Here is a 23,654-nt window from a genome sequence, read left to right as displayed (position 1 = left end):
TCACCGGGCCACCGCCGCGCAGTAGTCCTCGTTCGTGGCGAGGAGGCTGCGATGGGTGTCCTCGGCGGTGATGACGCCGTCGTCCAGTACGAGGACACGGTCGGCGGCGTCCAGGAGGGCCGGGCTGCTGGTGATCACGACGGTGGTCCGGCCCCGGCGCAGCTTCGCGACGTTGCGCGCGATGAGCTGCTCGGTGACCGCGTCGACGGCCGTCGTCGGGTCGTGCAGGACGAGGACATCGGTGTCGGCGGCGAGGGCGCGGGCCAGGGAGAGCCGCTGGCGCTGGCCCCCGGAGAGGTTCGCACCGCGGTCGCGGACACCGTAGTCGAGTCCTTCGCGGTGGAGGGCGACCACGTCGGTCAGCATGGACGCTTCGATGGCCTCGGGGACCTTCCGGCTGGTGCCCAACGGGTCGATGTTCGTACGGAGGGTGCCCGCGAAGATCTCCCCGTCGTACGGGTTCACCAGCATGTACGCGCGGACCGCCTCGACCGACAGGTCCCTGAGCTCCTGCCCGCCAACCCGCACCGCTCCCTCGTAGGTGTCGGGCGGGACGGTCATGGCCAGGATCGACGCCAGGTCGGCCGCCGCACGCGGCTGGTAGGGGGCGATCGCCACGAACTCACCGGCGCTCACCTGGAACGTCAGCTTGTGCAGGGAGCCGTACCGGACGCAGTCAAGGTCGAGGTCTCCGCCCGCGGCCGGGTGCTCCGCCCCCGAAACCGTCACCGGCGGCGCGGCCAGCACCAGCGCCATCCGTTCGGCCGAGGCGCGCGCCATCATCACGTACTTCGGCATCTCCGAGAACAGCTTGAGCGGTTCCATGATGAACTGCGCCAGCCCCACCGCCATGACGAGCTGGCCGATGGTGATCCGGCCGCTCCACGCCAGCGAGCCCGCCGTCAGGGTCACGGCGGCGGCGAGGACCGCGTTGAGCGCCAGCGCGCTGCCCGCGTACACGCCGTTGACCTTGGCGACCGTGATCGCCTGGTGCTTCGCCTCCGTGCTGACCGCACGGTAGGACCGGAACGCCGCGTGGTTGCCGCCGAAGCCGTGCAGCGGGCGCAGCCCGGTGATCAGGTCGGCGACCTTCGCACCCGCCCGTGCCACCCGGGCCTGCTGTTCGCGGGTGCTGGAGCCGATCCGCTTGGACAGCACGCTCAGGGCCGACAGGATCGCGACGGTTCCCACGATCACCAGCAGGCCGAGCCGCACGTCGGCCATGCCGAGGGCGACCGCCGCGACCAGCACCGCGACCAGCGAGCTGATCAGCAGCGGCACCACCTCGATGATGTCGGCGGTCTGGTCGGCGTCCTCGGTGGCGATGGTCAGCACCTCGCCGGACTTGAGGTCCATGTCCCTGGCCACCGGCTGAAGGCCACAGGCCGCGACCTTCACCCGCCAGCGGTGTGCCTCGGTCGTGTTGGCCTTCTGGAGGATGCGCATCCCGAACCGCCACGACAGCGACACCGTCGTGATGATCACCGCCAGTGCGGCGATCGACAGGCCCAGTGCGCCGAGGCTCCGGTGGCGCATGGTGTGCTCGACGATCAGGCCGAGCGCGATGGGGAAGGCCGTCTCACCCGCCTGGTACAGGCCCATGAGGACGGTGCCCCAGGCCATGGCACCTGTGTTGCGGCGCAGTGCGGTACGGAGGATGGCGCACCCCGGTCGGGGCCGCCGCGGGTCAGGAGTGGTCATCGAGGATTCGGGCATCGAGGTGGCGGGCCATCGCTTCCGGGGTGCGCAGGGTGAACAGGTCTCGGATGGTGATCACTGGACCGTACTCGCGGCGGAGCAGCCCGATCAGCCGCACCGCCAGCATGGAGTGCCCTCCCAGGGACACGAAGTCGCTCACCGCGCTCACCTCGTCGTCGTCCAGGTCCAGTGCCTCGGCGAAGAACGCGCACACCACGGTCTCGGTCGCGGTCGCGGGCCCCCGCTCCTCCGCTGTGGTCAGCGCGCCCAGCGGCTTGGCCTCCGGCAACGCCTTGGTGTCAGCCTTCCCGTTCACCGTCAGCGGGATGCTGTCGACCTGGGCGTAGTGCGTCGGGCGCAGGAAGTCCGGCAGCCCGGCGCCCACTTCGGTGGCCACCGTCGCCAGCTCCGCGCCCTCCAGCACCAGATAAGCGGCCAGCCGGTACGCGCCGTCGACCTGCGGATCGGGCTGGGCGACCGCGGCGACGAACCGGACCGCGGGGTGTGCCGCGAACGCGGCCTCGACCTCGCCCGGTTCGACCCGGTGTCCCCGGATCTTGACCTGCTGGTCGGTGCGGCCCAGGTACATCAGGTGGCCATCGGGCCGGCGGACCACCAGGTCCCCGGTGCGGTACATGCGCTCGCCGGGCTCGCCGAACGGGCACGCCACGAAGCGGTGCGCGGTCTGGGCGGGCTGCCCGAGATAGCCGCGTGCGATGCCGATGCCCGACACGTACAGCTCGCCGGGCACTCCGTCCGGCAGCGGCCGCAGCCATGGATCCAGTACGTAGACATCGGTGTTGTCGATGGCCACACCCACCACCGGGTCCTGGCATTCGAAGGTGCCGACGCCGAGGGTGTTGATGGTGTACTCGGTGGGCCCGTAGAGGTTGTAGCCGACCGTCCCGTCGGTCTCGGCGAGCCGCTGCCACAGTGCCGGGGGGACGGCCTCGCCGCCCAGCAGCACCAGCGCCGGCCGCCGTCCGGGGTGGTCGAGCAGGCCCTCGGCCACCAGTTGCTGGGCGTAGGTCGGGGTCACGTTGATGACGTCGATGCCGTGCTCGAGGCAGTACTCGACCAGCCGGGGCGCGTCACGGCGCAGCTCCTCGTCGCAGATGTGCACCTCGTGGCCGTCGGCGAGCCACAGCAGCTCCTCCCACGACATGTCGAAGGCGAACGACACGGTGTGCGCGATCCGGAAGACCCGGTGGCCGTGCTCGGCCAGCACCGGTTCGAAGATCCGGCGCTGGTGGTTGATCAGCATGTTGGTGAGCCCGGCGTACTCGGTCACCACACCCTTGGGCTTCCCGGTCGAACCGGAGGTGTAGATCGTGTACGCGGGGTGCCGCAGCCGGTCCGGGTCGTCCGGCGCGAACGTCACGTACGGCTTCCCCTCGGGCAGGGGCCGGTCCAGTTCGATCAGGTCACCGGTGAGCCGGGGCGACACCGCGCTCACGGTGAGGATGACGTCCGGGCGGGCGTCCGCGACGATCGCGGCGATCCGCTCGTCCGGGTGGTCCAGCTCCAGCGGAACATACGCGGCGCCGACCCGCAGCACCGCGAACAGCGCCACGATCGAGTCGAGGGAGCGCGGGATCGCGAGGCCCACGGTCGTCTCGGGGCCGATGCCGCGCCCGGCGAGCACACCGGCCACCGCGCGGCTGCGGTCCCGCAGCTCGGCGAAGGTCATGGCCGCGCCGTGGGCGACCAGCGCCACCCGCCGCGGGGCGCGGTCCGCCGCCCGGTCGAACCGGTCGACCACGGTGTCCGTGCCGATGTCCGTACGCGCGCTCGGCGCAGGCTCCGGTCCCAGCCCCCGCAGCGCGCCGACCGGCCCGGTCGACCGGGCCAGGTCTTCGAGCACACGCAGGTAGTCGTCGAGGAGACGGCGGGCGTTGCCGGTGTCCTGATCGCGGTACTCCAGCTTGACCGTGAGCCGGTCGCCGGGCGTGACGACCCAGGTGAACGGGTAGTGGGTGGAGTCATCGGCCGACACCGAGGTGATGCCGTGCCGGGCGTTCATCTCGGCGAACGCGTCCATGTCCAGGAAGTTCTGCAGCACGAACAGGTTGTCGAACAGGGTGTCGTGGCCACTGGCTCGCTGGATCTCCCCGAGTCCCAGGTGCTCGTGGTCCATCGCCGCGACCCTGGCCGCCTGGACGGCCGACAGATACGCGCCGACCGTGGCGTCCGGCCGGGCCCGCGTCCACATGGGCACGGTGTTGAGCAGCACCCCGACGATGCCGTCCAGGCCCTCGCCCTCCCGGCCGGAGACGGTGATGCCGAACACGGCGTCGCCGCGGCCCGTGCGGGCGCCCAGCAGGAGGCCGAACGCGCCGGTCAGCACCGTGTTCAGGGTGACGCCGTGCGCTTTGGCCGCCGCCCTGAGCGACTCCGACTGTTCGGCGGACAGCGTGTGCACCAGCGCGTGCGGCAGGTCGTCCGAGAGGGCGGGAGCCGGTCCGGCGAGCAGCGTCGGGCCGGGGAGACCGGCCAGGTGCTCCGCCCAGAAGCGCTCCGATACGGCGGAGTCCCTGGCGTCCAGTGCCCGGGCGTGGTCCTCGAAGCTCGGCGTGGCCGGGGCCGGGGCGGGCAAAGCGCCCTCGAGAGCGGCCTGGTAGGCGTCGAACAGGTCCCGCAGCACGATCTCGCGGGACCAGCCGTCCCACAGCAGCAGGTGGTAGCTGAGCAGCAGCCCGTCGCGGTCGCCGGGCAGCCGCACCACGGTCATCCGGATCAGCGGCGGCTCACCCGGGTCGAATCCAGTGTCGCGGTCCCGGGTGCGCAGGACTTCGGCTTCCGCGTCCGTGGAGAGCGCGACCGTGCGGACATCGACCCGTCGGCCCGCGCCCAGGACCTGGACCGGGTTTCCGTCGTCGTCGGTGGTGAATCCGGCGCCCACGGCCGGGTGCCGCGCGATCACGTGCGCCATCGCCTCCGCCAGCGCGTCGGTGTCCAGGCGCCGGTCGAAGGTGAACCAGCTCTGCGCGACATAGTGTCCGGCCGGGCCCGCCATCTGTGCCTGGAAGAACAGGCCCCGCTGGAGCGGGGTGACCGGTGCCGTGCGCTCGGCCGTCGCGGAGGCGTCCGCGATGTGTTCCAGTGCGCGCCGCCAGTGTTCGGTGATCTCGTCCGGGATGCCCTCGGCGAGGGTGAAGTCCGCGTGCAGGCTTCCGGTGGCGGCGTCGGTCCAGGCGTTGACCTCGACGGCGTACGGGCTGCCCTGATCGCCGCCGATGAGGCGCGGCGCCTGGGACTCGTCGCCCCGGCCGAGGTAGTTGAACAGCACCTGGGGGCGTGCGGTGAGCAGCGGGGCCGTCTGCGGGTTGAGGTATCTGAGCTGCCCGTACGCGATGTGTCCGCGCTCGTCCGGCTGGCGCTCGGCCACCTCCTGCGCCGCCGCGACGGGGTCGGTGTGCGCACTGAGCCGTACGGGCGCGATGGCGGTGAACCAGCCGACCGTGCGGGTGTAGTCGTGGTGTTCCAGTGCCGGGACCCGGCCGTGCCGCTCCAGCTCGATCGCGAGGTCGGTGGGCGATGGCTGGACGCGGGTCAGCGCGGTGCGCAGCGCGCCGCACAGCAGCTCGGTGAGGCCGACGCCGAGTGCGGCGGGCGCGGTACGCGTCACCCGGTCGCTCACGTCGGGGGCGAGCACGACGGTGGTTTCGCGCAACGCCCCGGCCGCCGACAGCAGTCGGGGCGCCTGGAGGGTGGTGACCCAGTGTCCGAGGTCGTCGATGGCATGGGTGGCCCGGAGGGCCAGCGCCTCGGCGTACTCGGCGTACGACGTGGTCGGCGGCGGCACGGGCTCCCCGCGCAGGGCGGTGACCAGGTCGTCCAGCAGGACCAGCCAGGACACCGAGTCGACGGCGAGGTGATGCGCGGTGACCACCAGGGTCCGGCTCGCCTCCAGCCACGAGAACGCGACCACGTCCCCGGACTCGGGATCGAGCCGTCCGGCGGCCTCGTTCGCCACGGCCGTCGCGTCGGCCGTGTTCGCCCGCAGGACCGTCATCTCGCGGGCGGGCCCGGTGCGCAGGGCCCACACTCCATGCTCGACGCGCAGCCGCAGCCGGAGGGCCGGGTGCGCGGCCACGACGGCGTTCGCGGCGCGCTCGACGTCGGTGAATCCGGTGCCCTCCGGGGCCACCAGCGTTCTGGCCTGGGCGAACCGGGCGAGCGAGCCGCCCAGTTCCCGCTGGCGCAGGATGATCGGGGTCGGCGTCAGCGGGCCGTCCGCGCGGCGGGCGGGCGCGGGCTCCGGGGCGGCGGGCGGTGTGCGCGTTCCCAGGTGCTCGGCCAGCGCACGCGGTGTCCTGAGCAGGAACACGTCCCGTGGCACGATCGCCAGGCCGAGCGCCCTGGCCCGGTTGATCACGGTGATGGCGACGATGCTGTCGCCTCCGGCGCGGAAGAAGTCGGTGTCGGCGTCGGCAGCGGCGCCTGGCAGCGTCTCGGCGAAGATACGGACCAGCGCGTCGAGCGCGGCGTCTTCGGCCGCGGGTGCGCCCCGCGGGGGCGCGGGGAACCGCGCGCCCGGCCACGACGCACGGTCGGACGGAGCAGGCGTTGTCGCGGCGCTCTGTGTCAACGCTCTCCGGTCGAGCTTGCCGTTGACGGTCAACGGCAATGCCTCGACCGGCAGAACCCGCCTCGGCACCATGTGCGCGGGCAGCTTCGTGGACAACAGCTCGGTGACGTCGTGCGGCACCCGGCCCACGATGTGCGCGACCAGGTGGTCGCCGCTGTCCGCCACGGTGACGGCCGCGTCGACCACACCGTCGAGCTCCCTGACCGCGCTTTCCACTTCGGCCAACTCGATCCGGAATCCCTTGAGTTGGACCTGGTCGTCGGTTCGCCCGGCGAATTCCAGCTCACCGTCGAGGGTGCGGACGGCGAGGTCGCCCGTGTGGTACATGCGGGAGCCGTCGCCCAGGAACGGGTTCGCCACGAAGCGGCCCGCGGTGAGCCCCGGCCTGCCCAGGTAGCCGAGCGACACCTGGTCGCCGGCGACGTAGATGGCGCCCACGCGGCCCGGCGGCACCGGCCGGAGCCGGTCGTCGAGCAGATAGCAGACCAGGCCGGGGATCGGGCCGCCGATCGGGCTCACGTCGTCACCGGCGCCGAAGTCCTCGTCGGTCAGTACCCGGTGGGTGACATGGACGGTGGTCTCGGTGATGCCGTACATGTTGACCAGTTCGGGCGATCCGGTGCCGTGCCGCTCGATCCAGCCGCGCAGCCGCCCGAGGTCCAGCGCCTCGCCGCCGAAGATGATCCGGCGCAGCGCGGGCAACGGCTCGCCCGTCTGCCGGTCGGCCTCGATGAACTGGTAGAACGCCGACGGGGTCTGGTTGAGCACGGTCACTCCGCGCTCGCGGACCAGCCGGTGGAAGTCGACCGGCGAGCGGGTCAGCCCGTACTCCGGCACCAGCAGCTCACCGCCGTTGGCCAGCGCGCCCCACATCTCCCAGACCGCGAAGTCGAAGGAGAAGGAGTGGAACTGGACCCATACGTCGTGCGGTCCGAAGTCCATGTCCGGCCGGGTGTTCGCGAGCAGCGTCACCACGCTGGAGTGCGGGACGACGACACCCTTGGGCCTGCCGGTCGATCCGGATGTGTAGATGACGTACGCGGGGTCGTGCCACCTCACCTCCGGCCCGGCATCCGTATCGGCCCGCGGCAGCTCGTCTCCCGGTACGAGCACACGGGCCGGCACGCCCGCCCGGGCCAGCAGCCGCGTGAAGCGGTCCCGCTGCTCACGGTCCACGAGAACGACCTGCGGAGCGGCGTCGGCGAGGATGTACTCCAGCCGTCCGTCCGGGTACGCCAGGTCCAGCGGTACGTACGCGCCACCCGCGGTGACGACCGCGACCGAGGCGGCCACCTGCTCGACGGAGCGTGGGAGGGCGATGGCGACCCGCTTGCCGGGCCGGACACCCGCGGCACGCAGGGCGCGGGCCAACTGGTCCTTGGCGTCGGCCAGTTCACGGTAGGTCAGGGATCGGGTACCGCCGTCGAGGGCGCACTGGGTCACGGCGGTGGCGGCCGGGTCGCGGTGCGCGGCGGCGTCGAACAGTGCTCCCAGGGTCGTCGGGGTGATCCGCCCGGGGCGCCGGTCGCTCTCCGGCGTCAGGTCGTCCACGGGGACGTCCGGCCGGGTGAGCAGGCGGGAGAACGTGTGGGCGAAGGTGCGCAGGATCGCCCGGGCGCCCGACTCCCGCAGCAGTTCGCCGTCGTAGATCAGGTTGAAGCGCGGACGGCCGTCCGGTGCGCGCTCCACCACCAGCGTCAACGGGTAGTGCGGGGCGCCCTCGTTGACGATGTCGGTGATGACCAGCTTGTCGCCGGGCCGCCGCAGGGCGTCCACATCGGTCGCCACGTCGAACACCACCAGGGTGTCGAACAGGGTGCCCAGGCCGGCCTGGCGGCCGATCCTGGCCAGCGAGACATGCTGGTGCGGCAGCACCGCGCTCTGGTGTTCCCGCACGGAGGCGAGCAGATCACGCGCCGTGGTGGTACGGGTCCAGCGGGCCCGCACGGGGATGGTGTTGATGAACAGGCCCACCATGTCCTCGATGCCGGGCACCTCGGCATCACGCCCGGACACCGTGGAACCGAACACCACGTCCCTGCCGTGCAGGATGGAGCCCAGGGTCACCGCCCAAGCGCTGTGCACGGCCACGCTCAGCGGCACGCCGGCCGCCCGGACGGCCGCGTCGATGTCGTCCTCCGGCTCCACGGCGGTGTCGGCGAACTGGTCGGACGGGCTGTGGCCCTCGGCGACCAGCGAAGGGCCGGGCAGCCCGGCGAGCTCTTCGCGCCATACGCGGTCGCTCTCGTCGTCGTCACGTCCTGCGAGCCGGCGCACGTATGCGGAGAAGCCGGCGACCGGGTGCACGGTCCCCGGCGCGTGGTACTCGGCGAGCAGCGCCCGGAGCATGGGCGGCACCGACCAGCCGTCGGCGATGATGTGGTGCACGGTCTGCACCAGGACGTTGCGGCCGGGGCCTTTGCGGATGAGCGTGTACCGCATCAGCGGACCGTTGGCCAGGTCGAATCCGGCTCGTCGGTCCCGCTCGGCCAGGTCGCGGATCTCGTCGTCGGTGGCGCCGGGGCGGTCCACCGTGCTGAAGGGCGCTTCCACACCGCTCTCCAGGAGGGAGACCACACGGCCGTCGGCGAGGGCCACGAACCGCGCTGCCAGGTTCGGGTAGAGCGTGAGCACCCGGGTGGCCGCCGCCGCGAGCCGGTCGGCGTCCACCGCGCCGTCCAGTGTCAGCAGCTGCTGTTCGACGTAGGCGCCGGCCGAGTCGCCGTCGAAGACGGAGTGGAAGTACAGGCCCTCCTGCAACGGGGTCAGCGGCAGGATGTCGCGCAGGGCCGGGCCGTCCAGGGCATCGACGTCGGCCTGCGTGAGGGGCACGAGTGGGAAGTCACTGGGAGAGTGGCCGCCCCGGTCGAGCGAGGCCAGCCCGCTCAGGGCCGTCCGGAAGTACCCGCCGAGGGTCGCGATGTCCTCGTCGGTGAACATGCCGTCGGGCCAGGAGATCGTGGTGACCAGCTCGTACTCGCCGGTGGCGGCGGGTTCGGCGATCGCGTTGAACTCCAGGGGGCGCGGCAGCCGCATCCTCGGGTCGCGCTTTTCACCCAACTGGGCCGTGGTACCCGCCAGTTGCCAGTCGCCGGTGGCTCCCGCCGCGAAGCGGCCGAGGTAGTTGAAGAGCACCTGTGGTGCGGGCGTGTCGAATGCGACGTGGGCCAAGTACCGCAGGGCGCCGTACGAGACGCCGTTGTCCGGCACGCGGGCGAGGTCCTCCTTGACCGCCTTGAGCGCGGCGGTCAGATACTCGGGGGCGGTGAAATCGGCCGCCGCGCCGGGATCCACGGTCACCGGGAACAGGGTGGTGAACCAGCCCACGGTCCGCGACAGCGCGGGCTCGAAGCCGGCCGAGCCCGCCACGAACTGTCCTTCGCGGCCGTGGCCCTCCAGTTCGATGTGGGCGAAGGTCTGCTCCTGCCCCAGGTCGCGGCGCCACCGGGCCAGGGCGACGGCGAGTCCGGTCAGCAGTACGTCGTTGACACCCGCGTGGAACTTCGCGGGGATCTCACCCAGCAGCGCGGCCGTGACCTCGGGGCCGACCGAGACGGCCCGGAGCCGCTCCGTCGCCACGGTGTCGGCCGTGGAGAGCGCGCGCCGGCCCAGCGGCTGGTCCTCTCCCGGCAGGGGACGCCGGTAGAAGGAACCGTCCGCGTCGAACGCCGCGCGCTCCAGCAACTGCGTCCAGCGCCTGAACGACGTGCCCACCGGGGGCAACTCGATCGGCGCACCCGAGGCGAGCTGCCGCCATGCGGTGGCCAGGTCGTCCATCAGGATCCGCCAGGACACTCCGTCGATCACCACGTGATGGGCGGTCAGGACCAGCTGCCGCGCCGCGCGGCGCCAGACCGCACGCAGCATCACGCCGCCCTCCGGGTCCAGCCCTTCGGTGGCGAGCGCCACACACTCGTCGAGCGGCCGGTCGCTCTCCTGCCATCCCAGGGTGGCCTGGTCCGCCTCCGGGATGTCGAAGCTCCAGCGCTCGCCGCGCACCAGCTTGGCGCGCAGCATGTCGTGCCGCTGGATCAGGGCGGTGAGGATCGCGTCGAGCGCGTCGGCGGTCAGGTCCGCCGGGGTGTTCAGCACGACCGACTGGACGAAGCCGCGAATCGCGTCCGTGGTGTCGCCGAGCCACCGCACGATGGGCGATCCCACGACGGAACCGGTGGCGACATCGCGGTGGTCCACGGTGGAGACGTCTTCGCGGCTCGCCACCGCTGCCAGTGCCCCCACACGGCTGTGGGTGAAGATCTGCCGTGCCGTGACGTGGAGCCCCGCGTGGCGCAGTGCGCTCAGCAGGGAGATCGCCAGGATGCTGTCTCCGCCGAGTTGGAAGAAGTCCTGGTCGACACCGACCTCGTCGAGCCGCAGCACCGCCGCGACGGCCGCGCACACCGCGTGCTCGCTCTCCGTGGTGGGTGGTGTGAGCGAGCCCGCCGGGACCGCGGGCTCCGGCAACGCGCCCCGGTCGAGCTTGCCGTTCGCGGTGAGCGGGAACTCCGTCATCACGACGATATGGGTGGGCACCATGTACTCCACCAGGTGTTCGGCGGCCCACGCCTTGACCTCGTCCGCCCGCAGCTCCTCGCTTCCGGCGGCCGGGATCACGTATCCCACCAGGTAGGTGCCGCCGGTCGCGTTCTTCTTCGCGACGACGCAGGTGTGCCGTACTCCGGGGTGCTCCGCGAGACCGGCCTCGACGTCCTCGATCTCCAGCCGCATACCGCGGATCTTGATCTGGTTGTCGGCCCGGCCGAGGAAGTCCAGCGAGCCGTCGGGGGTGTACCGCGCGAGGTCACCGGTCCGGTACAGCCGGGACCCGTCCGCGGCGAAGGGGTTCGCCACGAACCGGGACGCCGTCAGGCCGGGCGCGCCCACGTATCCGCGTCCCAGCAGGAACCCGCCCACGTAGAGTTCGCCGCCGACCCCGACCGGGACCGGGCGCAGTTCATCGTCCAGCACGTACAGCTGGGTGTTGGGGTTGGCCCTGCCGATCGACGTCGACAGCCGTTCCGCCGCCCCCCGGTAGATGACGTGCGAGACACCGATCGTCGTCTCGGCCGGGCCGTAGCCGTGGTACAGGGGGATGTCGAGCCTGGTGCGGAACCTCTCGTACAGCTCCGGGGTCAGCACCTCCCCGCCGCACCACACGTGCCGCAGGCTGTCCAGCCTCCCGGAGTCGCCCGCGATCTCCAGCAGCACGTCCATCATGGACGACACCAGGTAGGTGAAGGTGACGCGCTGTTCGGCGATCACGCTCAGCAGGTGGTGCGGATCGCGTTCGCCGTCGGGCCGCAGGACCACCAGCCGGGCGCCGGACACCAGCGGCAGGAAGATCTCATTGATGGAGATGTCGAAGGACAACGGCGCCTTGAACAGCGACGCGTCGTCGTGGCCGAAGCCCAGGATCTCGTTCGTCTGCCACAGCAGGCGTTCGCTGATCGCCGCGTGCCGGATCATCGCGCCCTTGGGCCGCCCGGTCGAACCGGAGGTGAAGATCACGTATGCCAGGGCGTCGCCGGGGACGGTGACCCCGGTGTCCTCGGTGGGGTGGGAACCGAAGCGCCAGTCGCCGAGGTCGACGGCCACGGCGTCCGGTTCGGCCGGGTCGTGTTCGCCCGAGTCGTTGAGCTGCAGCACGACCTGGGCGTCCTCGATGACGACGGCCCGGCGCGCGGCCGGCCACTTCGGATCGAGCGGCACGAACGCGCACCCCGCCTGGAGTACGGCGAGCAGCCCGATCACCATGTCGGCCGAGCGGCGCAGTGAGATGCCGACGACCTGTTCGGGGCCCAGTCCGCGTGCGATGAGGTGGTGGGCCAGCTGGCCGGCCAGCCCGGCCGCCTCACGGTAGGTCAGCGACCGGTGCTCGTCGACGATGGCGAGGGCGTCCGGCCTGATCCGCGCCTGCTCATGGAACATCTCCACGATGGTCGGGCGGACCCGGTCGGCCTCGGTGTCGTTCCACCCGGCCAGGGCCTCGAGCCTCGCCGCCTCACTGTCCGGGCCGATGGTGCCGAGGGGCCGGTCCGGGAAATCGGCCAGGTCGTCCAGCGCGAGCTGCGCACCGGCCGGCCCGACGCCTCCCGGCAGGACGATGCTCCGCCCGTCCGCGCCGATCTCCCAGCCGTCAGGTGCCGTACCGCCGTTGTCGGCCCATCCGAGGACGTCGGCGAAGAGCGTGCCGGAGGTGAGGTCGATGCCGTCGGGGCTCCGGCCCGTCGCCCAGTACGACAGCCCGATGGCGCACGCTTCGGCGATGGTCCGGTCGGAGAAGTCACCGATCCGCCGGCGTACGCCGGCGAAATGTGTGGGAGAAAGCAGTACGCGACGAGCGCCCGGTTCCACCATCGAGGACTCAGCATCCCTTCCGCGTCATGAAAAGCTCATCTGAATCAGGGCCGGCTAACTGCCTTCTCGCCAGGCCCGCCACAGTCGCGCGTACCGGCCGCCCAGGGCCACCAGCTCCTCGTGGGTTCCCTGCTCCACCACGCGTCCGGTATCCAGCACGGCGATCCGGTCCGCCGCCATCGCCTGGGTCAGCCGGTGCGCCACGAACAACGTGGTCCGGCCCGAGCACGCGGCCAGCACGGCCCGCTCCAGCTCGGCGGCGCCCTCGCTGCCGGCCTCCGCGGTCGACTCGTCGAGCACCACCACCGGCGACCGGGTCAGCACCAGCCGGGCCAGGGCGATCTGGGCGACCTTGGTGACGTCCAGCCGCTCTCCGCCCTCGCCGACCATGGTGTGCAGCCCGTCGGGCAGCGCGTCGACCCACCCGTCGGCGCCGACCGTACGCAACGCGTCCATCAGCTCGGCGTCGGTCGCCTCCGGCGCGGCCAGCCGCAGGTCGTCGGCGAGCGGACCGGAGAACACATGCGTGTCCTGCGTCAGGATGCTCACCATGGCCCGCGCCCCGGCCTCGTCCAGACCGGCGAGGTCGGTCGGCCCGATGCGCACCGACCCGGCCTGCGGGGTTCCGATGCCCGCGATCAGCGCGGCGAGCGTCGTCTTGCCCGCGCCCGTCGCCCCCACCAGCGCGAGCGAGCCGCCCGCCGGGATCGTCAGGCTGACGTCCCGGAGGACCGGCTCCTCGGCGTCGGGGTAGCGAAACGTCAGCCCCTCCACCGTCACCGGGTACGGCCCGGCGGCCACCGGTGCGACGGCCGCGTCGCCCACCAGCCGGCCCTCCGCGGCCTCCCCGACCACCCCGACCAGCCGGGTCAGGCTCGCGCCCGACTTCTGTGCCTCGTCGAAGGTGAACATGATGGAGCCCAGCGGGGTGAACAGCCGGTGGAACATCAGCGGGGCCGATGAGACCTCGCCCAGGCTGGCGGCATCGGCCTCCAGCAGGGCGTAGCCCACCACGATGATGAGGACCAGCCCGATGAACTCGGCGCGGTTCTCCCTGCCGACGAACCGGCCGAAGAACCGGAACACCTCGATACCGAAATCGCGCACTCGCCACGACTCGCGGGTGACCCGCTCGCGGAAGGCACCCTCGAGACGGTACGCCCGGACCGTGTCGATCCCGTTCAGGCCGCTGATCAACGCCTGTGCGCGGTCGGCCTGGGCCGCCCGCTGCTTCTGGTAGAGCGGGGCGGACCGGGGGAGGTACCAGCGCAGGGCCAGCGCGTACGCGGGCAGCGCGCCGGCGCCCGCCAGGCCGAGCCGCCAGTCCAGTCCGAACATGCCGGCCGTCGCGATGAGGACCAGCACTCCCGCCGAGAACACGGTGGGGACGGCGGTGCGGATGCCCTTGGACAGCACGGCCACATCGTCGCCGACCCTGGACAGCACGTCTCCCCGGCCGACCTGCTCGATCCGCGTGCTCGGCATCCCCAGCACCGCACGGACGGCGCCTTCCCGAAGCTCCGCGAGCAGATCCGCACCGAGCCGCCCGATGAGATAGGTCGACACCGCGGTGGCCGCGGCGCCGAGCAGCGCGGCGGCCCCCATCAGCACCCCGATCGTGACCAGGGCCGAGCGCGGTTCGCCCTCGACCACCCCGTCGACCACCCTGCCGAGCAGCAGCACCGGGAGCACCTGGAGCGCCGCCCCGGCCACCGTGGTGAGCACGGTGGCGGCCGTCAGCCAGGGCACCTCGCGGCAGTGCGCCGTGACCCATCGGGTGGCCACCCGCCCGCTCGCCGTGCGCAGGGTTGCCGGGGCCGGGGTGACACGCGCGTCGGTGGTGCTCACCCCCGGCCGACCGACGTGACGAGTTCGTCGATCGCGTACGGCAGGGACAGCAGGGTGCTCTGGGAGATGGCCGCGCCGACGGCCGGGCCCTCGCTGTCCAGCAGATACGACACCTTGTCCTTCCGCACGGCGTCCAGGTTGCCGAACAGCTGGAATTTCCTCAGCGCCCGCTGGTCCGCCTTGTCGTTGACGACGAAGACGCGGTCGACGTCGACCAGGTCGACGCGCTCGGGGGAAAGGACGGTGAAGAACTTCCCGCCCGCGACCTTGTCGATCTTGGTCTGGTAGGTGAAGCCGATGCCCGTCACCAGCCGTCCGCGCACATCGGTGGAGGTGAACGGCGCCACCGAGTTCTTGTACCAGGACACCACGACGGCGGTCTGGTTCGCGAACTCCGGATGTGCCTTCTTGGCCGCGTCGAGCTTGTCCTGGATGCCCTGCACCAGCTTGGTGCCCTCGTCCTCCTTGCCCAGAGCCTTGGCGATCTGCACGGCGTTGTCCTGCCAGGAGGCGCTGAACGGCTCCTTCTCGCCCTTGGTGCGGCCGACGGTCGGTGCGATCCGGGAGAGCTTGTCGTAGGCGGCCTTGTCGATCTCTGAGTAGACCGCGACGATCAGGTCCGGCCGCAGGGCGGCGATCTTCTCGTAGTTGGGGCCGGAGTCGCCGTTCTCCATGACGACCTCGGGCCGGGTGTCGCCCCACTTGTCCTTCACCCACGGCCACTGGGTGTTGACGTCCGGCTTCCTGCCCGCCGGGTTCGGGTACTGGTCGACCATGCCGACCGGTCTGACACCGAGCGCCAGCATGGCCTGGTCGTCCGTGTAACCGACGGAGACGACCCGCCGGGGAGCCTTGGTGATCTTCGTGGTTCCGAACGCGTGCTCCACGGTGACCGGGAACGCGCCGGAGGCGGCAGCCGGGGCGTCGTCACCCGCTTCGTCCGCCGAGTCGGAACCACATCCGGCGAGAAGGCCGGCACCGAGGGCCGCCGCGGACAGCGCCGCCGCTAACCGCCGCCATGGCGTCATACGCGTCGTTCGATGGAGAAGCATCCGGAATCCCTTGCTATCGCGCCGCCCGTTGCACCCCTGACCAAGGGCAGCCAAACCTTATCCCGTCGAAGTAAGGCTAGCCTAGCCTTACTTGTAACTTCCTGCCCGGAACCTGGCCGAGCCGGGCATGGGTACGGCCGATCGGCACGATGAGCGGCCGGTCGCCCACCGGGTCGTCAATGACCGTGGCACGCAGCCCGAATGCCTCGTCCAGCAGCTCGGCGGTGATCACGTCACGCGGGTGCCCCTGTGCCAGGATCGAACCCGCCCGCATCACGATGAGGTTGTCGCTGTACCGCGTGGCCAGATTGAGGTCGTGCAGCACCATGACCACGGTGCGGCCCGCCTCGTGCAGGTCGTCCACCAGGTCGAGCACGTCGATCGCATGCGCCAGGTCCAGGTAGGTGGTCGGCTCGTCGAGGAGCAGCAGATCGGTGCCCTGGGCCAGGGCCATCGAGATCCAGACCCGCTGGCGCTGCCCGCCGGACAGCGAGTCGACCGGGCGGCCGGCCAGATCCGACACTCCGGTCATGGCCAGCGCGCGCTCCACGACACCGGCGTCGTCCGACGACCACTGCCGCAGCCAGCTCTGGTGCGGATGACGCCCCTTCGCGACCAGGTCGGCCACCGTCAGCCCCTCCGGCGCGACCGGCGCCTGCGGCAGCAGGCCCAGCTTCTTCGCCACGTCCCTGGTCCTGAGCCCCGCGATGTCCTCGCCGTCCAGCACGACGGCCCCCTTGGCCGGTTTGAGCAGCCGGGTCAGGGTGCGCAACAGGGTGGACTTGCCACAGCCGTTGGGACCGATGATCGTGGTGATCAGGCCGGACGGGATCGTCACGTCCAGGTTGTCGATGACGGCCCGGCCGCCGTACCCGACCGTGATGCCTCTGGCCGCGAGCCGCGCGTGGCCCTGGGCCGCGGACTCGATGTCGGTGATGCGCTCGGCGCTCACAAGTCCCCCTGTGATCGAGGTTGTGCCTGACGTTGTTGGCAGCTATCTGAGGTTCGCCCGCACCAGCAGATAGACGAGGAAGGGGCCGCCGATCGCGGCGGTGACCACGCCGACCGGGAGAGTGACCGGCAGCGCCGTGCGCGCGACCAGGTCCGCACCGGTCAGCAGCAACGCTCCCACCAAGCCGGAGGCCGCCATCGGCGGCGTCGGGCACCTCGCCAGACGCATCGCCGCCTGCGGCGCCACCAGCGCGACGAACGGGACCGGGCCCGCGGCGCTCACCGCCACAGCGGCCAGCAGGACCGCGCACAACAGCAGGACCGCCCGCACCATCGAGTACCGGACGCCCAGGCCGGCGGCGACCTCGTCGCCCAAGTGCATCGGCTTGAACTGGAACGCGACACAGGACACGACGACCAGGAGGACCAGCGTGCACCACAGCGCCACCCGGACGTCGCCCCACGAGCGGCCCTCCAGCGAGCCGACCAGCCACGCCTGGGCCCGGGCCACGTCCTTGATGTCGGCCGTGGCCAGCAGCCAGGTGGTGATCGCCTCCATCACGGCGCTCACCGAGATGCCGATGAGGATGAGCCGGAAGCCGTCGATACCGCGCCGCCACGCCAGGAAGTACACCAGCAGCCCGGTTCCGAGACCGCCCGCGAGCGCCGCCGCGGACAGGCCCACGGCGCTGACGACCGCCGCGGCGGTCCCGCCCGACACCGTCACCAGGAACACCGCGACCGCGCCGGCGCCCCCGGTGATCCCCAGAATGTCCGGGCTGGCCAGCGGATTGCGGGCGATGGACTGCGTCAGCGCCCCGGACACCCCCAGCGCGACCCCCACGATGAGCCCGGCCAGGGCACGCGGCATCCGCAAGTCCATGATCACGAACTCGTCGACCCGCTCGCCCCCGCCGAGGATGGTGGCGATCACCCTGGACAGGCCGATGGGGAAGTCCCCGACGCCGATGGACAGGCAGAACACCAGGAAGGTGGCCGCGGCCAACAGCAGCGTGACGCTCACCAGCCAGGGCCGCCACACGAACGACACCTGGCCGAGCCGCACGCCCGGTGCCACCGATCGCTTCACATCCGTCCCGCTCATGTGTTCTTGAACTTTCCGAGCCACACCAGGGCCGCGAAGAACGGAGCGCCCAGGAGAGCCACGACGACTCCCGCGTCCAGCTCACCCGGCCGCACGACCAGGCGCCCCACGATGTCGCAGACCAGGAGGACGACGGCCCCGAGCAGACCCGCGTACGGCACCAGCCAGCGGTAGTCCGGCCCGGTCAGATACCGGGCCACATGGGCCACCATGAGCCCGAGGAACGCGATGGGGCCGCACGCCGCCGTGGCCGCGCCCGCCAGCAGGGTGATGGCGACGATGCCGACGGTCCGGCTCAGCGCGATGTTCACGCCCAGCCCCCGCGCCACGTCGTCACCCAGGCTGAGCAGGTTGAGGGCGGGCAGCGTGGTCAGCGCCAGTACCAGCCCGACGGCGATGAACAGGGTCACCGGCCGGATGACGTCGAATCCGGCACCGGCCACGGAGCCCGCGTTCCAGAACCGCAGCGCGTTCAGCGACGCCTGGTCCGACAGCGCGACCGCCGTGGTCATCGCCGCCAGGAACACCGTGATCCCCTGTCCGGCCAGCGCGAGCGTCAACGGGTTGCCGGCCCCCCGGCCGATGCTCGACAGCCCGAACACCACCGCACCGGCGACCGCCGCCCCCAGGAAGGCGAACCAGACGTACTGGAACGGGTCGGTGAACCCGAACAGGGCGATCACCGACACCACGGCGAACGAGGCGCCGGCGTTCACCCCCAGCAGGCCCGTGTCGGCGATCGGATTCCGCGTGTACCCCTGGATCAACGCCCCGCCCACCCCCAGGGCGATGCCCGCCACGATCGCGAGCACCGTCCGGGGCACCCGCACGGTCCGCACGATGAGCCTGATCTCGGTGAGCCGCTGATCGGAGTCCGGCGCCGCGAACAACCCGTGCCACACCTCGCCGGGACTCAAGGCGCGCGCACCGACGGCCAGCGACACCGCCCCCGCGATCACGAGGAGCGCCACGAGCGTGCCCATACCCACAACCCGCCGCCGTCGGGCCTTCGTTGTGCCCCTGGCCAAGGGGCGCTCAATCGCAGTCGTGCCCATGTCTCAGTACGTCATCCCTACCGGGCGGTGCTGCCGACGCCGTCGGCAGCCGACCGGGCCTCCTCGGACGCGGAGGAGACGCCCCTGTCGATGAGCGAGTCCAGGATCTCGCCGACCCTGATCGCGGTGTTGGACAGCAGGGACGAGGTGATGCCGTGGGTGTGCTCCGTGCCGCCTTGCAGATAGATGCCGCAGCGCAGCCCGGGGTCCGTCGCGACGCGGTAGTCACGCTCGACACGGATGCGGCCCTGCTCGTCCCTGAGACAGCGGTCGGCGACTTCGCCGAGGAGACCCAGGGGGTCGGCGGGGCTGTAGCCGGTGGCGAACACCACGGCGTCCGCGTCCAGAAGCGTCTCCTCGCCGGTGACGAGGGACTTCACTGTCGCACGGACCTGCGTCGGCGTCTCCTTGACGTCGGCGAGCCGGGACACGTTGAGGAAGCGCAGCCGCTCGACGCCGAGGACCTTCTCCTGGTACATCTGCCGGTAGAGGTCGTCGATCAGGTCGATGTCCACCACGGAGTAGTTGGTGTTGCCGTGGTAGTCCATCAGCCGGCGCTTGACGTTCTCGGGCGCGGCGAAGTACTCGTCGACCGCCCCGGGGTCGAAGATCCGGTTGGCGAAACCGCTGTCGTCGGCGGGGCTGTAGCCGTAGCGGGAGAAGACCGCGCAGACCTCGGCCCCGGGGAAGCGGCGGTGCAAGTAGGCGACGTTCTCGGCGGCGCTCTGCCCGGCGCCCACGACGATGAACCGGGAGGGCGAGGTGCCCTCCAGCTGGCCGGCCTTCGCCAGCAGTTCAGAGGTGTGCCAGACGCGGTGGCCGCGTTCCACGCCCTCGGGCATGAGGGGACGCAGTCCGGTACCGATGACGAGGTTGCGCGCCCGGTGGACGGCGAGCCCCTCCCCCGACCGGACCGTCACGTCCACGTACTCCACGGCTCCGTCGCGGACGACAGGCACGATGCCGACGACCTCGTGACCGTAGGAGACCATGTCCTCGACCTTGGCCGCGGCCCACTCGAAGTAGTCGTGGAACTCCACCCGCAGCGGGAAGAGGTTCTTGTGGTTGATGAAGTCGATCAACCGCCCCTTGCTCTTCAGATAGCAGAGGAAGCTGAACTCACTGGCGGGGTTCCGGAGCGTCACCAGATCCTTGAGGAAGGACACCTGCATGGTGGCGTCGTCGATCAGCATGCCCCGGTGCCAGCCGAAGCGTGGCTGCTGCTCGAAGAATTGAGCGGTGATCGCCTCTCGCCCTCCGACGCGTGCGTTGTGCTCGCTGAGTGCGATCGCCATGGCCACATTGGACGGCCCGAAGCCGATGCCAATGAGGTCGTGGACCAGTAATGCGTCACCAGGAAGAACCTGTGACATGTCACTCCCATCGTGCGGGGCAATCGCCTGTCAGGCATGGGGAAGTCGCGTTGGCCACGCCGACGGAGCGGCATGCCAGCAACTTAGGTGAGCCTAAGCTAAACCCGCGAGCCTGTCGATAGTGTCGCTCAAGCGGCCACACGCACCAACCGACAGACCAGATCGGCCCGTTGCGGACTAAGGTAAGCCTTGCTTTACTTGCTGCTCGGTCATCCCCTGCCTCAAGGAGGAACCCCATGCGGGTCGTCATGTTCGGCTACCAGACCTGGGGGCACCGCACCCTGCAAGCCCTCCTGGACTCCGAACACGACGTGGTACTGGTCGTGACGCACCCCAAGAGCGAGCACGCGTACGAGAAGATCTGGAGTGACTCCGTCGCCGAGCTCGCCGAGGAGCACGGCGTCCCGGTACTGCTCCGCAACCGCCCTGACGACGACGAGCTGTTCGAGCGCCTCAAGGAGGTCGACCCGGACATCATCGTGGCGAACAACTGGCGGACGTGGATCCCTCCGCGCATCTTCGGCCTGCCGCGCCACGGCACGTTGAACATCCACGACGCGTTGCTGCCGAAGTACGCCGGCTTCTCCCCGCTGATCTGGGCCCTGATCAACGGCGAGCCCGAAGTGGGCGTCACCGCGCACATGATGAACGAGGAACTCGACGCCGGCGACATCGTCCGGCAGGAGGCGGTTCCGGTCGGACCGACGGACACCGCTACCGACCTCTTCCACAAGACCGTCGACCTCATCGCCCCGGTCACCATCGGCGCGCTCGGCCTCATCGCCGCCGGCCAGACGGAGTTCACCAAGCAGGACCGGTCCCAGGCGACCTTCTTCCACAAACGGTCCATCGAGGACAGCCGCATCGACTGGACCTGGCCGGCGGAGGACCTCGAACGCCTGGTCCGCGCCCAGTCCGAGCCGTATCCCAGCGCCTACACCTTCCACAAGGGCAAGCGTCTCGACATTCTGGCCGCGGTCGTGTCCCAGGGCCGGTACGGCGGCACTCCCGGCCGCATCTTCTACCGGGAGGGCGACGGCGTGGCCATCGTCGCCGGGGCCGACGCCCGCACCGGCCGCAATCACGGTCTGGCCATCACCCGCGTACGGACCGAGGACGGCCGGGAGCTGGCCGCGACGGAGTACTTCACCTCCATGGGAGGCTATCTGACCAGCCACCCGTGACGCGCCGATCCTTGCCACGGGCCCCGTGGGAGGGCCTGCCCTCAGCGGGTCGGACCGGGCGCGGCAGCGCGCCCCGACCCGGTGTTCACACAGACGGAGAGTGAGAGGAGGACAGCCGTGAAACGATCGGTGGCCACCGAAAAGGCTCCGGGCCTGTCCGGCCGCACATTCGCCCCAGCCTGCACGCATGCGGCACGTGCGCGTGAGGAGAGCAGCAGGCTCACGCGGCCGGGGGGTAACGGCCAGGGCAAGGCCGTCGGTCCACGACATCCGGACACAGCGCCCGCCGGTGTACTCAACCTCAACGCGTACCTCATGTACACCATGGGAAAGGCCGCACGCCGGAGGCTGTCGGAGAAACTGACGGCCAGAGGACTGCGACTGTGGCATCTGACCGCCATGGCCATGATGGCCGACCTGGGCCCACAGCCCAAGGGCACCCTCGCGTCCAGGTTGGACATGAACGCGAGCGACCTGGGCAGGATCGTCAACGACCTGATCAAGGCCGGTCATGCCGAGTGTGTCCGCCGGCCCGGTGACCGCCGCCATGTCCACGTGCAGCTCACCCCGGAGGGGTGGTCGGCCCTGGACTCCCTCAACGCCGACGTCGCCTCGGCGGATGATGATCTCCTGGCCCCGCTGAGCGAGGCGGAGCGCGACCAACTCGGCTCCCTGCTGCGGCGCGTGTACACGCACATGGACTCGGCAGCGTCCAGCGTCGTCCAGGAGGTGCGGGTCTGACCTCACACCTGCCGCATCCCTTGCTTGCGCAGGGCAGCGGTTACAGCAGGTCTGATCCGAAAATCAACCAACCTCGCAGGTCAGACCAAGCCGAAGCCGCGCCGATAGGTCACTGCCGCCCGCTGCTTGCTCCCGGTAGTCCCCAGGTACAGGTACGGGCCGCTGCGCTGTCAAAAGGGGACGATCAGTTCCAGTATGTCGGCACTTGCTCCTCCTCCGCAGCTCGGTGAACCGCCAACAAAGTAGGCGCGACCGTTCAACTGTGCCGCGCCGAATCCGTGACGACTGCCCGGTAGGGCTTGGGCAGCGATCCATCGCTCAGTACGGGGGTCGTACACGGTGACATCGTCAAACGTGTCGGTGCTGCTGCCTGGCCTGCATTCGCCACCCGCGTAGACGATACGTCCGTCCAGGACAACCGCCGCGCCAGCGGACCGGGCGGCCGGCAGCGGTGCGGCCTGGGTCCAGCGCCGGCTGCGGACGTCGTACACGTCATGGCGGTTGAGGTTGTCTCCGACGTCCTCTACCCGCCCGCCGACGATGTGGATACGGTCACGCAGAACTGCCACCCCAGCATGGTCCCTGCTCTCAGTCGGCAGGGGCTCGGCCGTGACGTAGGTGTTGTGCCGGGGGTCGAAGATGTGATGGGTGCGTACGGTGCCGAAACCGAGAGAGAAAGGCGATCCTTCCGGGGTGACAATACGGTGGGAGTCGCGACCTCCGAGCAGATGCAGCTTCCCGCCGACGGCCGCCACTCCGATCGATCCGAGTGCCACCGGCATGTCCGGGAGGCGGTCCCAGACGTCGCTGTGCGGGTCGTAGACGTAGGCATCCGGCTGCGGGTGCATGTGAACGGCCCCGGTGAACCCCCCAAAGGCGTACAGCCGTTCTCCCAGCGCAGCCACGCCGACGTGGGTGAGCGGCCTGGGCAGAGGGGCATGGCTCGACCACCGGTCCTGGCGGGGGTCATAGCTGTGTACTGCCGTCGAGGCCCATGCGGGAGCTTCATCACCCTGCTGCACTGTGCCGCCCACGACGTACAGCCGCCCCCTGACTGCGGCCACCCCGACCTCGGCACGCTTGACCGGTAGAGGACTCCGCGCGCGCCACAGTGCGTGGGCGGTCTGCCGTGTCAAGAGCAACGGGGTCACCGCTGAAGCCGACTGGGACAAGGCGGAGGCGCCCGCCACCGCTACCCCGCCGGACACCAAGGCTTTCACGAGGGTGCGCCGTTGCCTGTCGAATTCCATAGTCATCTACCTTTTTTCTACGCGGAAGCGCCGAATGCAACGTCCGCCGTGCTGCGTTGCCTGCTCGGCCGCCACCGGTTCCCCCGACCACTGAGACAGCAGGCTTGCCGCCCAGGCCACATGCCGACGAGCAGCCAGCGCGCGGTGCCTCGATTTCATCGTCCTGTGACATTGACCGTCCAATACCTCTTGGGCCGTCCTGATACCCACCAGGTATCGTGCGGCAATGGACCCGCGCCTCCCGCGCTGCTTCCTCGCCGTCACGGAGGAATTGCATATCGGCCGGGCTGCGACGCGGCTCCACATGCGTCAGCCGCCACTCAGCCGTGCGATCAGGAAGCTTGAAGCGGACCTGGGAGCGCCGTTGTTCGACAGGACGGCTGCGGGGGTGACGCTGACACCGGCCGGGGCACTGGGCCGGGATCGTGGGCGATCGGAACTGCTAGAGG

General features: G+C 70.7%; 12 protein-coding genes. 3 read left to right on the top strand and 9 right to left on the bottom strand.

Features of this window, described 5'->3' with window-relative positions:
• The 8 genes from AXW62_RS12970 to AXW62_RS12935 form a co-directional block, all read right to left on the bottom strand.
• Nucleotides 1–1,701 carry an ABC transporter ATP-binding protein gene (locus tag AXW62_RS12970; protein WP_060944655.1) on the bottom strand — a complete coding sequence of 567 codons (1,701 nt, stop codon included), beginning with the start codon at nt 1,699–1,701 and terminating at the stop codon, nt 1–3.
• Nucleotides 1,688–12,646, bottom strand: coding sequence for a non-ribosomal peptide synthetase (locus AXW62_RS12965; RefSeq protein WP_060944654.1), 10,959 nt, complete (start codon nt 12,644–12,646; stop codon nt 1,688–1,690). The genes AXW62_RS12970 and AXW62_RS12965 overlap by 14 nt, the downstream gene beginning before the upstream one ends.
• A 54-nt stretch (nt 12,647–12,700) precedes the next feature.
• Nucleotides 12,701–14,494 carry an ABC transporter ATP-binding protein gene (locus AXW62_RS12960; RefSeq protein ID WP_060944653.1) on the bottom strand — a complete coding sequence of 598 codons (1,794 nt, stop codon included), beginning with the start codon at nt 14,492–14,494 and terminating at the stop codon, nt 12,701–12,703.
• Entirely contained in the window at nt 14,491–15,546 is a 1,056-nt protein-coding gene (locus AXW62_RS12955; RefSeq protein ID WP_060944652.1) for an iron-siderophore ABC transporter substrate-binding protein, read from the bottom strand. The genes AXW62_RS12960 and AXW62_RS12955 overlap by 4 nt, the downstream gene beginning before the upstream one ends.
• A 76-nt stretch (nt 15,547–15,622) precedes the next feature.
• Nucleotides 15,623–16,498: an ABC transporter ATP-binding protein gene (locus AXW62_RS12950; RefSeq protein WP_060944651.1), complete on the bottom strand. Its 876-nt coding sequence runs from the start codon at nt 16,496–16,498 to the stop codon at nt 15,623–15,625.
• Between the two features lie 42 nt (nt 16,499–16,540).
• Entirely contained in the window at nt 16,541–17,602 is a 1,062-nt protein-coding gene (locus AXW62_RS12945) for a FecCD family ABC transporter permease (protein ID WP_060944650.1), read from the bottom strand.
• Nucleotides 17,599–18,657 carry a FecCD family ABC transporter permease gene (locus tag AXW62_RS12940; RefSeq protein ID WP_060944649.1) on the bottom strand — a complete coding sequence of 353 codons (1,059 nt, stop codon included), beginning with the start codon at nt 18,655–18,657 and terminating at the stop codon, nt 17,599–17,601. The genes AXW62_RS12945 and AXW62_RS12940 overlap by 4 nt, the downstream gene beginning before the upstream one ends.
• A 17-nt stretch (nt 18,658–18,674) precedes the next feature.
• Nucleotides 18,675–20,030: a lysine N(6)-hydroxylase/L-ornithine N(5)-oxygenase family protein gene (locus tag AXW62_RS12935; RefSeq protein WP_079115601.1), complete on the bottom strand. Its 1,356-nt coding sequence runs from the start codon at nt 20,028–20,030 to the stop codon at nt 18,675–18,677.
• 236 nt (nt 20,031–20,266) lie between these two features.
• Between AXW62_RS12935 and AXW62_RS12930 the strand changes: the two genes are divergently transcribed.
• Both AXW62_RS12930 and AXW62_RS12925 read left to right on the top strand, forming a co-directional pair.
• On the top strand, nt 20,267–21,214 hold the full coding sequence (locus AXW62_RS12930; protein ID WP_030832349.1) for a methionyl-tRNA formyltransferase: 948 nt from the start codon (nt 20,267–20,269) through the stop codon (nt 21,212–21,214).
• A 315-nt stretch (nt 21,215–21,529) separates the two neighbouring features.
• Nucleotides 21,530–21,955, top strand: a complete 426-nt coding sequence (locus AXW62_RS12925) for a MarR family winged helix-turn-helix transcriptional regulator (protein ID WP_060944704.1) — start codon at nt 21,530–21,532, stop codon at nt 21,953–21,955.
• Between the two features lie 170 nt (nt 21,956–22,125).
• Here the strand turns inward: AXW62_RS12925 and AXW62_RS12920 are convergent, their stop codons facing one another.
• On the bottom strand, nt 22,126–23,205 hold the full coding sequence (locus AXW62_RS12920) for a Kelch repeat-containing protein (protein WP_079115600.1): 1,080 nt from the start codon (nt 23,203–23,205) through the stop codon (nt 22,126–22,128).
• A 226-nt stretch (nt 23,206–23,431) separates the two neighbouring features.
• Here AXW62_RS12920 and AXW62_RS12915 point away from each other — a divergent pair.
• Nucleotides 23,432–23,654: LysR family transcriptional regulator (locus AXW62_RS12915; protein WP_159060866.1), on the top strand; the 223-nt coding region annotated here is incomplete at its 3' end.

The sequence above is a fragment of the Streptomyces hygroscopicus subsp. hygroscopicus genome, from assembly GCF_001553455.1.
GTDB lineage: Bacteria > Actinomycetota > Actinomycetes > Streptomycetales > Streptomycetaceae > Streptomyces > Streptomyces hygroscopicus.
The sequence above is the reverse complement of the archived record's forward strand: the minus strand, read 5'-3'. Positions and strand labels throughout refer to the sequence as shown.

What these genes read in the sequence shown, in the direction of transcription:
- AXW62_RS12935 (WP_079115601.1), bottom strand. Translation starts at nt 20,030, where the DNA reads ATGTCACAGGTTCTTCCTGGTGACGCATTACTGGTCCACGACCTCATT.
- AXW62_RS12955 (WP_060944652.1), bottom strand. Translation starts at nt 15,546, where the DNA reads ATGCTTCTCCATCGAACGACGCGTATGACGCCATGGCGGCGGTTAGCG.
- AXW62_RS12930 (WP_030832349.1), top strand. Translation starts at nt 20,267, where the DNA reads ATGCGGGTCGTCATGTTCGGCTACCAGACCTGGGGGCACCGCACCCTG.
- AXW62_RS12965 (WP_060944654.1), bottom strand. Translation starts at nt 12,646, where the DNA reads ATGGTGGAACCGGGCGCTCGTCGCGTACTGCTTTCTCCCACACATTTC.
- AXW62_RS12970 (WP_060944655.1), bottom strand. Translation starts at nt 1,701, where the DNA reads ATGACCACTCCTGACCCGCGGCGGCCCCGACCGGGGTGCGCCATCCTC.
- AXW62_RS12940 (WP_060944649.1), bottom strand. Translation starts at nt 18,657, where the DNA reads ATGGGCACGACTGCGATTGAGCGCCCCTTGGCCAGGGGCACAACGAAG.
- AXW62_RS12920 (WP_079115600.1), bottom strand. Translation starts at nt 23,205, where the DNA reads ATGGAATTCGACAGGCAACGGCGCACCCTCGTGAAAGCCTTGGTGTCC.
- AXW62_RS12945 (WP_060944650.1), bottom strand. Translation starts at nt 17,602, where the DNA reads ATGAGCGGGACGGATGTGAAGCGATCGGTGGCACCGGGCGTGCGGCTC.
- AXW62_RS12925 (WP_060944704.1), top strand. Translation starts at nt 21,530, where the DNA reads ATGTACACCATGGGAAAGGCCGCACGCCGGAGGCTGTCGGAGAAACTG.